This window comes from Leifsonia sp. T36S-04, assembly GCF_042465655.1.
Lineage (GTDB): Bacteria > Actinomycetota > Actinomycetes > Actinomycetales > Microbacteriaceae > Leifsonia.
Genome location: NZ_CP146286.1, coordinates 3,300,359 through 3,312,226, shown reverse-complemented (window position 1 = coordinate 3,312,226; position 11,868 = coordinate 3,300,359). Strand labels below are relative to the sequence as shown.

The window sequence follows — 11,868 nt, the reverse complement described above, 5'->3', positions numbered from 1 at the left end:
CCTGGGGTCTGCTACGGCTGCGGCGCAGCGGGAGGAGTCGTGGGCTCCTCGTCGGCGACCCACAGCTCGTCGTCGGCGCGGAACGTCTGCCAGACGGCGTAGATCAGGCCGACCGCAGCGATGATGCCCAGACCGACGACGATGACGGTTCCGGCGCCCGGACCCGACTTCTTGGTCACCGCGCTCGACTTCTTCGTGAACTCTTTGCCGGCCTTCTTGAACTCGCCGGCAAGAGCGGCTGCGCGAGCCGAACGAGCGTGATCGACGACCGAGAGGGCCGTACCGACTGCGGTTCCGACGGCCGGGATGACGTCGCGCACGACGCGCTCGCGTGCCTGGCCGGCGTAGCGCCCAGCGGTCGCCTTCGCCGTGTCGGCGGCGGGACGCACGTACTGGTCGTACCCGTCGCGCACTCGGGGCGCGATCTCTTCACGCGTGTAGTAGGCCGCCTGCTTGCGAGCCTCCGCTGCAAGGGCGTTGGCGTTGGCCAGCACCTCCTGCTGCTGGGTCCACAGGTCCTCGGCTCCGCTGCGCAGTCGCTTGAGCTCCTTCGTGCGCTTCCGTGTCAGGCTCATCTGTTCCTCCGTCGAGTCGGGGTGGCGACTGACTCCATCTTGCCACTGAAAGGGCTGGGGATGGCCCGAGAGGTCTCGTGCCCGCCCAAGCCGTGTATACGCCCTGTGCAAGAATTGGTGGCATGTCTAAGCACACCGCTGTCGCCACGCTCCACACTAACTATGGAGACATCAAGGTCAACCTCTTCGGCAATCACGCTCCGAAGACGGTGCGGAACTTCGTGGGCCTGGCGACGGGCGAGATCGAGTGGACGCATCCCGGCACCGGTGAGAAGTCGACGGCGCCCCTCTACGACGGCGTCATCTTCCACCGCATCATCCCCGGCTTCATGATCCAGAGCGGCGACCCGCTCGGTCAGGGCGTCGGCGGTCCCGGCTACCAGTTCGACGACGAGATCAACCCCGAGCTCGACTTCACCCAGCCGTACATCCTCGCGATGGCGAACGCCGGGATCCAGGGTGGACGCGGCACCAACGGTTCGCAGTTCTTCATCACGGTGGCTCCGACCACCTGGCTGCAGGGCAAGCACTCCATCTTCGGCGAGGTCGCCGACGACGCTTCGCGCAAGATCGTCGACAAGCTGGCCGAAGTCCCGACTGACGCGCGCGACCGTCCGCTCGACGACGTCGTCATCGAGTCGATCGACATCGAGCAGGTCTGAGAGACGACGGGCGAGCGCACGACATGACTCAGCCCGTCGACGCACGCTCGAACTACTGCTACCGGCACCCTGATCGCCAGAGTTATGTGCTCTGTCAGCGCTGCGGGCGCACCATCTGCGGTGAGTGTCAGACCCCCGGCGCCGTGGGAGTGGTCTGCCCGGAGTGCATGGCGAAGCAGGCGTCGTCGCATCCCCGCACCAAGCCGGCGTGGCTGACGCGGCTGACCGGATCGGGTGCACCGGTCGTCACGTACTCCATCATCGCCCTCTGCGTGGTGGTGTTCATCATTCAGACGATCGGTGACCTGCTGGGCCTCCAGGTGACGAATGCCCTGCGCTACGCCGGCGCGTACTCGTACCCCGCCGCCCTGTCGGGCGCGTTCGAGCCGTGGCGGATGTTCACGAGCATCTTCGCCCACGCCAACATCATCCACTTGGCACTGAACATGTACACGCTGTGGGTGTTCGGGATGGCCCTGGAACCGGTGCTGGGACGCGCGCGCTACCTGGCCCTGTTCCTGGTCAGCGGGTTCGCCGGCTCGGTCGGCGTGCTCCTGCTCGCCTCGCCGGTCGTGCCCGTCGTGGGCGCATCGGGTGCCATCTTCGGCCTCTTCGGCGCTTTCTTCATCATCGAGCGCCGTCTGGGCGGCAGCGGGACGCAGATGCTGGTCCTGTTGGCGCTGAACCTGGGCATCGGGTTCCTTCCCGGGTTCAACATCGCGTGGCAGGCGCATGTCGGTGGCCTGGTCGGAGGGCTCCTGGTGGGGCTCATCTACGTCGAGACCCGCACGCCGCAGCGTCGGCGCTGGCAACTGCCGCTGCTCGTTCTGCTCTGCGTCATCTTCGTCGCGTTGAGCCTCATCCACTTCTTCGTGTAGTTCGCCAGCATTCGCCCACAATGCGTGGATAAGTTATCCACAGGCTTATTAACACTGTGGGTAATTACACGGCTGTAACTCTCCACAGGCTTATTAACACTGGGGAAACCGCTACCGAACGAGAAGCAACTGCTCACAGGTGCCCTGTGGACAGCTGTGGAAAACACGAAGCCCGGAACGGCGTCTGCCGTCCCGGGCTCGGAAGCACGAAGTGCGTGCGGTCTACCGCCAGCGGGTGGTCATCAGGAAGCCGATGAACGCGATGCCGAAGCCGACGAGGATGTTCCACGCGCCGAGAGCGGGGATCGGATACTGGTTCTGGCTCACGTAGAAGACGATGATCCAGATCAGGCCGAGCAGCATGAACCCGAACATGACCGGCTTGAACCACACCGGGTTCGGCGCATCCTCTCCGGACGCGGCCGCCGTGCGCTGGGCGCGGGCGGGCCGCTCGGGTTTCGTCTTCGAATTGCTGCGTGCCATAGCACCACAGTCTAGCGGGGAAGCCCCGGTGATTCCTGAGCCCCCGTATGGGGAGCGGCTGAGTGCTTCGTGCTCATTCACAGTGACCCTCTCTAGAATTCGGCACATGACCGCAGAGGACACTCCCGTGGAGAAGCACGGCCGGCCGCAGCGTGGTCTGACGGTGGTCGGCGTCCTCGGTGAGCTGCTGATCACTGCGGGCGTCCTCGTCCTCTTATTCCTCGGCTGGCAGGTGTGGTGGAACAGCCTCGTTCTCGCCGGCCAGCAGACGTCTGCCGCCGCCCAGCAGAGCCAGAAGTGGGTGAACGACGCCATGAAGGCGCCGAAGCCGGCTCCCGATACGGCGACCGCACAGGTGGCCCCGCCGGTGCTCGCGAAGCCCGCGCCCTACCAGCCGTTCGCTGTCCTCTATGTGCCGCGACTCGGCGCCGACTGGAAGCGCGTCATCCGGCAGACGGTCGACACCGACCGGGTGCTGAACAGCTACACGGCGGGAGTCGGTCACTACCTCGACACCCAGTTGCCCGGCCAGGTGGGCAACTTCGCTGTGGCCGGGCACGACTCCGGATGGGGCAACACCTTCATCGACCTGTCGAAGCTGCGCATCGGGGATCGGTTCTACGTGCAGACGCAGGACGGCTGGTACACCTACACGTTCCGCAACTTCGAGTACGTGCAGCCGTCGGCCGTTGGCGTCCTCCTTCCCGTCCCGCGGCAGCCGGCGGCGACCCCGGTCGAGCGGTTCATGACGATCACCACGTGCAACCCGCCGTTCCACGCCGGTGAGCGACTGATCGCGTACAGCGTGTACCAGGCGTTCGCCCCGCCGCAGGACGTTCCGAGTGAGATCGCCGCCGCGGTCGGGCAGGGAGGCTGATCATGTACGGAGCTCTCTGGAGGGTCCTGCCGGGGCCGTGGTGGGTGCGCCTGCTCATCGTGCTTGTGCTCGTCGTGGCCGTGCTGTTCGCCCTCGTGACCTGGGTCTTCCCCTGGGTGGATTCGCTCCTCGGTCCGCAGGAAGGTACCGTGGGGCCGTGACCCGCGTACTCGTCATCGACAACTACGACAGCTTCGTCTACACGCTGAACGGCTACCTCCAGGAGCTCGGCGCACAGACCGAGGTTGTGCGTAACGACGACCTCACGACCGAGGAACTGCCCGTGAAACTCGCAGAGTTCGACGCAGTGCTCGTCTCTCCGGGGCCGGGTAAGCCGGTGGATGCGGGCGTCTCCATCGCCGTTGTCGAGCAGGCGCTGATGACCGGGCAACCGCTCCTCGGGGTGTGCCTCGGACATCAGGCGATCGCCGAGGCGTTCGGCGGCGTGGTCACGAATGCCGAGGAGCTCATGCACGGCAAGACGTCGCAGGTCGGTCACGACGACAGCCCGCTGTTCGAGGGGGTGCCCCAGCCGTTCACCGCGACCCGCTACCACTCGCTGGCCGTCGTCGACGGGACACTGCCGGACGACCTCCTCGTGACCGCGCGCACTCCGGGTGGCGTGATCATGGCGCTGCAGCACCGAGAGGCGCCGATCTACGGAGTGCAGTTCCACCCCGAGTCCGTGCTCACCGAAGGCGGGTACCGGATGCTAGGCAACTGGCTCGAGGTCGCCGGTCTCGCCGGCGCGGCCGAGGCCTCCCGGTCGCTCAACCCGTTGGTGAAGCTGGGCTGACGACTCAGCCCGAGCAGTAGGTCAGATCCACCGTCGTGCCCTGCGGCACATCCCCTGGCGACACTGACTGCGTGTGCACCATGGTCGCGCCCTTGTCCTGCGGGCAGGTGGGGTCCGGCTTGGGGTTGGCGGTCAGACCGAGCTGAGACAGGATGCCCGTCGCCGCCTGGATGGTCTGCCCGGTGAGATCCGTCAGCGTGACTTTGCCGCTGGAGACGTGCAGCCCGATCGCGTCGCCCTCGTGGGCAGACGCGTTCGCCGCCGGGTCCGTGGAGATCACCACGTTGGCGGGCACGCTGGGGGAGTTCTCCAGTGTCGTCGGCCCGATCGTGAATCCCGCCTGCTGCAGGGATTGGGTGGCGGCATCCACGGTCATGTTGTGCACATCCGGAACGGAGACGGTCTTCTTGCCCGTCGACACGTAGACGGTGATGGTGTCGCCCGTGGCGACCACGACCCCCGCACCGGGATCGGTGCGGATGACCTGCCCCTGTGAGTAGGTCGGGCTCGACTCGGTGGTCTGCACCCACTTGAGCTTCATCTCGTCGAGCTGGGCGGTCGCCTTCTCGAACACCTGCCCGGAGAGATTCGGTACCTTGCGGGAGGTCTCCGGCAGCGTGGTGCTCGGGGCCAGCCGCAGCACCCAGGCGAGGACGGCGACGATGACGACGGCCATGATGGCGATGCCCGCCCAGATCCAGATCACCGGAGGACGTCGCTGCGTACGCGTCATCGTCTGGTCCTCGGCCAGCTGACGGAACGCTGCCTCCGGGCCGGACACCGAGGTCGGCGGAGCGCCGAACAGCGTCTCGGCGAGCTCGTCCTCGTGCTTCCGCTTCGGGACACGGCCCGCGGCGGCCTCTTCGAGGTCGGCACGGAACTCCGCGACGGTCTGGTACCGCTCGAAACGGTCCTTGGTCAGCGCGCGCGCGACCACCACATCCATCGCCGGAGAGATCTTGGGGTTGATCGTGCTGGGGGCGACCGCCGTCTCGCTGACGTGCTGGTAGGCGATCGCGACCGGGGTGTCGCCCCGGAACGGCGGGCGCCCGGTGAGCATCTCGAACAGCACGACACCGGTCGAATAGAGGTCGGTGCGGGCGTCGACGGACTCGCCCTTCGCCTGCTCGGGCGAGAAGTAGCTGGCGGTTCCGAGCACCGCGGTGGTCTGGGCGACGGTCGCGGACGAGTCGCTGATCGCGCGGGCGATGCCGAAGTCCATCACCTTGACCTGCCCGGTCTTGGTGATCATCACGTTGCCGGGCTTGATGTCGCGGTGCACGACCCCCGCGCGGTGGGAGTATTCGAGCGCCGTGAGGATGCCCTCGGTGATGCGCACGGCCTCCTGGACGTCGAGGGGCCCCTTGGCGATGAGGTCCTTCAGGAGGACCCCGTCGACGTGCTCCATCACGATGAAGGGAAGCTGTGCCTCGTGGCCGTTGGGCTCGCGGATCGTCTCTTCGCCGGCATCGAAGACGCGGACGATCGTCGGGTGCGTCATGCGCGCGGCAGCCTGCGCCTCCTGGCGGAAACGCGTGCGGAAAGCGGGGTCGGTCGCCAGAGACGGCTTCAGCAGCTTGATCGCGACCGTGCGTCCCAGCCGGCTGTCGGTGCCACGGTGGACGTCCGACATTCCGCCCCGGCCGATGAGTTCGCCCACCTGATATCGGCCTGCGAGCAGGCGGCTATCTGGGCTCAATGCGGACTCCTTCTGGGGTGCTGACTCCGGTTAGTGTAGCGGGGCGCGGCTGGAGATATCCCCGGCAGCCGCGACCGGACTCACTTGCCGTTTCCGCCGGCGCCGCCACCTGCGCCGCCACCCGCGGGGGGTGCGGTGGACGACGTGACCTCGTACGCGAGAGCCGGCGACTGACCGGACTCCACGGACTCTCCGCAGAAGATCGTGTAGGTCAGCTGGTACGTGGCGGCAGCGCTCGGGGACCACACCATCTTCGTGTCGTTCACGGGCGTCTGCGGCTGGCCGTTGATGTACAGGCGGCGGCCGACCAGGTTCTGCCCGGCGGGGCAGGTGGCCGAGCCGAAGTTCACGGTGATCTGCGAGTTCGGCGCGCCCTGACCCGAGGGCGGCGTCGCCGAGACCGTGTCGGTCGGTGTCGTGATGGGCGCGACGGGGCCGTAGACCTTCACCGCGATGGTGGAGCCCTTCGGCACCGGGCCGGTCGGGTTCACCGAGTACACCTTGTTCGCCTGGGCCTGCGTCGTCGCCGCATTGCCCTGGGAGACGTCGGCGACCATGCCCTGCTGCTGCAGCTTGTCGCGTGCCTGATCGGCGGTGAGGCCGAGGAAGTCGCTCTCGGTGATCTGAACCGTGTTGCTGGTCGGGGTCGGCTTAGGGGACGGTGACGACGGCTGGCTGGTCGGCGTGGTCGCCGGGGGAGTCGTCGGCGCGGGCTTCGGCTGTGCGACCAGGGTGATGATCGTGCCGATCAGCACCAGCGCGAGCAGGGCGATCAAGGCGATCAGCGGCCAGGTCCACCGGCTGCGCTTGCGCTCCTCGACGGGCGCCGCCTCCTCGTCGACGACGGACGCGACAGCGGTCGCGGGCAGGAGGGTGGTGGCCTGCGTGGGCGCCGGGGCCGGGGACTGCATGAGCACCGTTGCCGCATCCGTGGCGGCGGCGAGCCCGAGGATGGCCGGGACGGAGGCTGCTGCTGCTCGCACGTCTCCGCGCCGCAGCGCCTGCGCAGCGCGTGCGAGGTGGGCGGCGGAGGCCGGACGGTCGGCGGGGTTCTTCGCGATGCACGCGAAGACCAGGTTGCGGACCGGCTCGGCGACCGTGGCAGGAAGCTCAGGCGGTGCCTCGTTGATCTGCGCCATAGCGATCGCGACCTGCGACTCGCCCGTGAAAGGACGGCGGCCGGCGAGGCACTCGTAAGCCACGATGCCGAGCGAGTAGATGTCCGTGGTCGGCGACGCCGGGTGGCCGGACGCCTGCTCCGGAGAGAGGTACTGGACCGTGCCCATCACCTGGCCGGTGGCCGTGAGGGGCACCTGGTCGGCGATCCGGGCGATGCCGAAGTCGGTGATCTTGACCCGGCCGTCCGGCGTGATGAGCAGGTTTCCCGGCTTGATGTCGCGGTGGACCAGGCCAGCTGCGTGCGCCGCGTGGAGGGCGGCGGCCGTCTGCGCGACGATGTCGAGCGTCCGGTCCGTGCTGAGCACGTGCTCCCGCTCCAGGATGCTCGACAGAGCCTCGCCGGGGACCAGCTCCATGACGAGGAAGGCGCTGCCGTCCTCCTCGCCGTAGTCGTAGACGTTGGCGATGCCCTCGTGATTGACCAGGGCGGCGTGACGCGCCTCCGCCCGGAAGCGCTCGAGGAAGCCGGGGTCGCCGAGGTATTCGTCCTTGAGGATCTTGATGGCGACCGTGCGGCCGATGACGAGGTCAGTGGCCTGCCACACCTCGCCCATCCCGCCGATAGCGATCCGGGACTGCAGCTCGTAGCGTCCCCCGAAGGTGAGCCCTGCTGTGGGTCTCATTTATTCAGCACCGCCTCTAGTACTTTCCTCGCGATCGGAGCAGCGATGGAGTTACCCGTGCCGCTCTGACCCTGACCACCGCCATTTTCGACAACAACTGCCACAGCGAACCTCGGGTCGTTCGCCGGTGCGAAACCGGTGAACCACAGCGTGTACGGGTCACCCTCGCCGTTCTGCGCCGTACCCGTCTTACCGCCGACCTGAACCCCACCTATTCTTGCATTGCTCGCCACGCCGTGATCGACGCCGTCGACCATCATCTGCTTGATGGTGTCGGCGTTCTCCTGGCTCAGCGGACGCGAGAACTCCTTTGCCTGGAAGCTCTCCTCGGTCTGCAGGTCGGCCGACCGGATGGAGTCCACGAGGTTCGGGGTCATCAGGCTGCCGCCGTTCGCGATCGCAGCCGAGACCATGGCCATCTGCAGCGGAGTCGCACGGTCATCCATCTGCCCGAACGAGCCGAGCGCGCGCTCCGCATCGTCGACGTAGAGCGGGTAGACGCTCTTCTCGACCGGGATCGGGATGCTCAGCGGCTGGTTGAACCCGAACTTGTCCGCCTGGCCCTTGATGACCTCGGGCTTCAGCTGCATCCCCAGTTCGGCGAACGGGATGTTGCACGAGAGGATCTGCGCGGTCGCGATCGAGACGGTCTCACCGGGACCGCACGTGGTGAGCGAGTCGTTCTTCACGATCGTGCCGGAGCCCGGAAGCGGGAGCGACGCCGGGTTGGGGAGCTGGCTGTCCTTCGTGTACTGACCGGTGCCGAATGCGGACGCGCTCATGACAGGTTTGAAGGTCGAGCCGGGCGGGTTCAGGTTGCCGCCGATGGTCCGGTTGATCAGCGGGTCGCCAGAGGCGGCGAGCAGCTGGCTGTAGGCCGCGTCGACGGCCTTGCCGTCGTGTGAGGCGAGGGTGTTGGGGTCGTAGGTCGGCTTCGAGACCATCGCGAGGATCTTGCCGGTCTTGGGTTCGAGCAGGACGACGGCGCCCTGCTTGTCGCCCAACGCATCCCACGCCGCCTGCTGGGCGACCGGGTCGATCGTCGTCTCCACCGTCGCGCCCTGAGGGTTCTTGCCGGTCAGGATGGCGTTGACGCGATCGAAGAACTGCGAGTTGGCGGAGCCACTGAGCTTGGCGTTGAGCGCCCCCTCGAGTCCCGTGGGCTCGCCGTTGATGGGGAAGAACCCGGTGACGGCCGAATACAGCGGACCGTTGCTGTAGACCCGCTGCCACTTGTAGACGTCGTCGGACGGAACGGACTGGGCGACGGGCTGACCCGCGACCAGGATCGCCCCGCGCTGCGCCGAGTAGCTGTTGTTGAGGGCGCGGGTGTTGCGCGCATCCGCGTTCAGCGTGTCCGCCTGGAACACCTGGAGGATCGTCGTCGAGACGAGAAGCGCCAGGAACATCCCGAGCACGATCACGCTCACGCGCTTGATCTCGCGGTTCATGTCAGCTCACCACCAGCCGGGGTTGATTGCGGACGGTGTCGGACAGTCGCAGGAGCAGCGCAACGATGATCCAGTTCGCGACGAGCGACGATCCGCCCGCGGCGAGGAACGGCGTGGTGAGGCCCGTGAGTGGGATCACCCTCGTCACGCCGCCGATCACGATGAAGCACTGCAGGGCGACGGTGAAGGAGAGCCCGACAGCGAGCAGCTTGCCGAAGTCGTCCTGGCCCGCGAAGCCGATGCGCAGGCCACGCGAGACGAACACGATGTAGAGGGCGAGGATGGCGAAGAGGCCGGCCAGGCCGAGCTCCTCTCCGAGGCTCGCGATGATGTAGTCGCTCTGCGAGATCGGAGTGATCCACGGCTGGCCCTGGCCGAGCCCTGTCCCGATCAAGCCGCCTTGCGCCAGGCCGAAGAGGCCCTGCACGAGCTGGTAGCTGCCGCCCAGTTCTGCGCCGTAGCGGCCCGGCGTGAATGGCGTCAGCCAGTTCGCGAACCGGTCGTGGACGTAGGGGAGGACCTGGCTCGCGATCACGGCGCCGCCCACGACGAGCAGCAGCCCGAGGATCACCCAGCTGATGCGCGAGGTCGCGACGTACAGCATCACGAGGAAGAGACCGAAGATGAGGAGACCGGTGCCGAGGTCGCGCTGGAACACGATGACCGCCATGGACGTCAGCCACACGATGAGGATCGGGCCGAGGTCGCGTGCGCGCGGGAACCGGATGCCGAGGAACTTCTTGCCGACGACGGACAACGAATCCCGGGTCTGCACCAGGTAGCCGGCGAAGAAGATCGCCAGGCACAGCTTGGCGATCTCGCCCGGCTGGAAGCTGAACGGTCCGATCCCGATCCACACGCGGGCGCCGTTGATCTCCTTGCCGATGCCCGGGAGGATCGGCAGCAGCAGCAGGACGACGGCCGCGAATCCGAAGAGATAGGTGTAGCGCTGCAGGATGCGGTGGTTGCGGATGAAACTCACCACGAGGATCGCGGCGACGATGGCGATCGCGGCCCACGCGATCTGCTTGACGCCCGCGCTGTCCCACCCGGCATCCTTGTAGTGGATGTCGATGCGGTAGATCTCGGCGATGCCGATCCCGGTGAGGACCGTGGCGATCGGCAGCAGGAAGGGATCGGCCTGCGGCGCGACGAACCGCAGCGCGATGTGCATCCCGATCACGAGCGCCGACAAGCCGGCGCCGAGGTAGACCAGCGTGAGGTCGACATGACCGAGCGCGCCGAGCTGCACGAGCACCACTGCCGAAGCATTGATGGCGCAGGCGATGACGAGCAGGAAGAGCTCGCGGTTGCGCAACTTCTGGGGCAGGCGCAGCCGCTTCACCGGACCGGTGGCGGTCCGGGGCGGTCTGGCCTGCTCGCGCGCGGCGGTCCTATTGTCCGCGGGCATCGCTCAGTTGTTCCACGATCGTCTTGGCGGCCTGGAGATCGTCGGCGTTGATGGTCTGCTCGACCTGCTGCCGGTCGTATGCGGGGAGGTCGTCGACCGTGACGTTCGACTCCTGATACAGGTGCGACAGGCTGATCGGCCCGATTCCCTGCTGGACGCCCTGGTAGATGGCGACCTTTCCGGTCGGCGACGCTCCGACGAAGTAGCGGGACTGCGTCCACTGGTAGCCGAGGGCGATCGCCAGCACGATCGCGACGACCAGTGCGACCAGGCCCACGGTCCAGGTGATCCGGCGTCGGCGCACACGCCGGGCGTCCTCTTCGATGAGTTCGTCGAGGTAGTCCTCGGATTGCGGCTCGAAGTGCGTGGGACCGGTCGCCGGCCGGATGGGGTGCAGGCGCAGGCCGGGGAGGCGCGCCGCGCGGGTGGTCGGCTTGGGCTCCATGCCGAACTGCAGCGGCGAGGCCGCGGAGCCGACCGTCACCGGTTCCTTCACGACGTCGCCGCGCGAGGTGTCCGCGATGTCGAGCACGACTGCGGTGACATTGTCCGGGGCTCCGGCGTCGAGGCTCTGCTTGAGCAGGCGCTCCGCCACCTGCCGGGGGCCGTCCTTGGAGGCGAGCGCGGCGAGCATGTCGTCGTGCTTCACCACGCCGCTGAGACCGTCGGAGCAGATCAGCCACCGGTCGCCGGGCCGCGTGTCGAGCGTCCACGTGTCGATCTCGGGGGAGGCATCCACATCGCCCAGCACGCGCATCAGCACGGAGCGTCGGGGGTGGACCATCGCCTCCTCCTCGGTGATGCGACCGCTGTCGACGAGTCGCTGCACGAAGGTGTGGTCGGTCGAGACCTGCTTGAGCTCGCCGTCGCGGAACAGGTAGATGCGCGAGTCGCCGATGTGGGCGAACGCCATCTGGTCGGCGACGCGGACCATGGCGCTGACGGTGGTGCCCATGCCGGTGAGCTCGGGATGCTCGAACACGGTCTCCGCCAGCAGGGAGTTGGCGGCGATGAGTGCCGACTGGAGCGCGAACTCCGCCTCGCCGGCGGACTCGTACTCGCGATCGGCCTCGCGGATGCGGGTGACGGCGATCGCAGAGGCGACGTCGCCGCCCGCGTGGCCTCCCATGCCGTCGGCGACGACGAACAGCTCACGACCGGCGTAGCCCGAGTCCTGGTTGTTCGACCGGATCTTCCCGATATGGGAGACGGCCGCCGCCTTGTTCGCCGCCAC

Annotated in this window: 12 protein-coding genes; 5 read left to right on the top strand and 7 right to left on the bottom strand. The window is 67.4% G+C overall.

Annotated elements, in window-relative coordinates:
* Window positions 1–11: 11 nt before the first annotated feature.
* The gene (locus P3F85_RS16165; RefSeq protein WP_374008868.1) at window positions 12–575 is read right to left on the bottom strand and encodes a hypothetical protein; all 564 of its coding nucleotides are present in this window, start codon (window positions 573–575) and stop codon (window positions 12–14) included.
* Between the two features lie 122 nt (window positions 576–697).
* On the opposite strand from P3F85_RS16165, the gene P3F85_RS16160 reads away from it, so the two are divergent.
* Both P3F85_RS16160 and P3F85_RS16155 read left to right on the top strand, forming a co-directional pair.
* Complete coding sequence (locus P3F85_RS16160) at window positions 698–1,237, top strand: peptidylprolyl isomerase (protein WP_374008867.1); 540 nt, start codon at window positions 698–700, stop codon at window positions 1,235–1,237.
* A gap of 167 nt (window positions 1,238–1,404) precedes the next feature.
* Window positions 1,405–2,115 (top strand): rhomboid family intramembrane serine protease, encoded by a 711-nt coding sequence (locus P3F85_RS16155; RefSeq protein ID WP_374008866.1) that lies wholly within the window; start codon window positions 1,405–1,407, stop codon window positions 2,113–2,115.
* Window positions 2,116–2,337: 222 nt separating this feature from the next.
* On the opposite strand, the gene P3F85_RS16150 is transcribed toward P3F85_RS16155, so the two are convergent.
* Complete coding sequence (locus tag P3F85_RS16150; RefSeq protein ID WP_374008865.1) at window positions 2,338–2,598, bottom strand: cell division protein CrgA; 261 nt, start codon at window positions 2,596–2,598, stop codon at window positions 2,338–2,340.
* 106 nt (window positions 2,599–2,704) lie between these two features.
* On the opposite strand from P3F85_RS16150, the gene P3F85_RS16145 reads away from it, so the two are divergent.
* From P3F85_RS16145 to P3F85_RS16135, 3 genes are read left to right on the top strand one after another with little or no spacing between them, the layout of a single operon-like run.
* Window positions 2,705–3,475 carry a class E sortase gene (locus P3F85_RS16145; RefSeq protein WP_374008864.1) on the top strand — a complete coding sequence of 257 codons (771 nt, stop codon included), beginning with the start codon at window positions 2,705–2,707 and terminating at the stop codon, window positions 3,473–3,475.
* A 2-nt stretch (window positions 3,476–3,477) separates the two neighbouring features.
* Window positions 3,478–3,636: a hypothetical protein gene (locus P3F85_RS16140; RefSeq protein ID WP_374008863.1), complete on the top strand. Its 159-nt coding sequence runs from the start codon at window positions 3,478–3,480 to the stop codon at window positions 3,634–3,636.
* The gene (locus P3F85_RS16135) at window positions 3,633–4,271 is read left to right on the top strand and encodes an aminodeoxychorismate/anthranilate synthase component II (RefSeq protein ID WP_374008862.1); all 639 of its coding nucleotides are present in this window, start codon (window positions 3,633–3,635) and stop codon (window positions 4,269–4,271) included. The genes P3F85_RS16140 and P3F85_RS16135 overlap by 4 nt, the downstream gene beginning before the upstream one ends.
* A gap of 4 nt (window positions 4,272–4,275) precedes the next feature.
* Here P3F85_RS16135 and pknB read toward each other — a convergent pair whose 3' ends face one another.
* The 5 genes from pknB to P3F85_RS16110 form a co-directional block, all read right to left on the bottom strand.
* Window positions 4,276–5,931: a Stk1 family PASTA domain-containing Ser/Thr kinase gene (gene pknB / locus P3F85_RS16130; RefSeq protein ID WP_374010958.1), complete on the bottom strand. Its 1,656-nt coding sequence runs from the start codon at window positions 5,929–5,931 to the stop codon at window positions 4,276–4,278.
* 119 nt (window positions 5,932–6,050) lie between these two features.
* The gene (locus P3F85_RS16125) at window positions 6,051–7,772 is read right to left on the bottom strand and encodes a protein kinase (protein WP_374008861.1); all 1,722 of its coding nucleotides are present in this window, start codon (window positions 7,770–7,772) and stop codon (window positions 6,051–6,053) included.
* Complete coding sequence (locus P3F85_RS16120) at window positions 7,769–9,223, bottom strand: peptidoglycan D,D-transpeptidase FtsI family protein (RefSeq protein WP_374008860.1); 1,455 nt, start codon at window positions 9,221–9,223, stop codon at window positions 7,769–7,771. The genes P3F85_RS16125 and P3F85_RS16120 overlap by 4 nt, the downstream gene beginning before the upstream one ends.
* Window position 9,224: 1 nt before the next feature.
* Entirely contained in the window at window positions 9,225–10,634 is a 1,410-nt protein-coding gene (locus tag P3F85_RS16115) for an FtsW/RodA/SpoVE family cell cycle protein (RefSeq protein WP_374008859.1), read from the bottom strand.
* The gene (locus P3F85_RS16110) at window positions 10,618–11,868 is read right to left on the bottom strand and encodes a PP2C family serine/threonine-protein phosphatase (RefSeq protein WP_374008858.1); all 1,251 of its coding nucleotides are present in this window, start codon (window positions 11,866–11,868) and stop codon (window positions 10,618–10,620) included. The genes P3F85_RS16115 and P3F85_RS16110 overlap by 17 nt, the downstream gene beginning before the upstream one ends.

Excerpts from the sequence above, each read along its gene's own strand:
- P3F85_RS16145 (WP_374008864.1), top strand. The coding sequence starts at position 2,705 with ATGACCGCAGAGGACACTCCCGTGGAGAAGCACGGCCGGCCGCAGCGT.
- P3F85_RS16140 (WP_374008863.1), top strand. The coding sequence starts at position 3,478 with ATGTACGGAGCTCTCTGGAGGGTCCTGCCGGGGCCGTGGTGGGTGCGC.
- P3F85_RS16115 (WP_374008859.1), bottom strand. The coding sequence starts at position 10,634 with ATGCCCGCGGACAATAGGACCGCCGCGCGCGAGCAGGCCAGACCGCCC.
- P3F85_RS16125 (WP_374008861.1), bottom strand. The coding sequence starts at position 7,772 with ATGAGACCCACAGCAGGGCTCACCTTCGGGGGACGCTACGAGCTGCAG.
- P3F85_RS16120 (WP_374008860.1), bottom strand. The coding sequence starts at position 9,223 with ATGAACCGCGAGATCAAGCGCGTGAGCGTGATCGTGCTCGGGATGTTC.
- P3F85_RS16155 (WP_374008866.1), top strand. The coding sequence starts at position 1,405 with ATGGCGAAGCAGGCGTCGTCGCATCCCCGCACCAAGCCGGCGTGGCTG.
- P3F85_RS16150 (WP_374008865.1), bottom strand. The coding sequence starts at position 2,598 with ATGGCACGCAGCAATTCGAAGACGAAACCCGAGCGGCCCGCCCGCGCC.
- P3F85_RS16160 (WP_374008867.1), top strand. The coding sequence starts at position 698 with ATGTCTAAGCACACCGCTGTCGCCACGCTCCACACTAACTATGGAGAC.
- P3F85_RS16165 (WP_374008868.1), bottom strand. The coding sequence starts at position 575 with ATGAGCCTGACACGGAAGCGCACGAAGGAGCTCAAGCGACTGCGCAGC.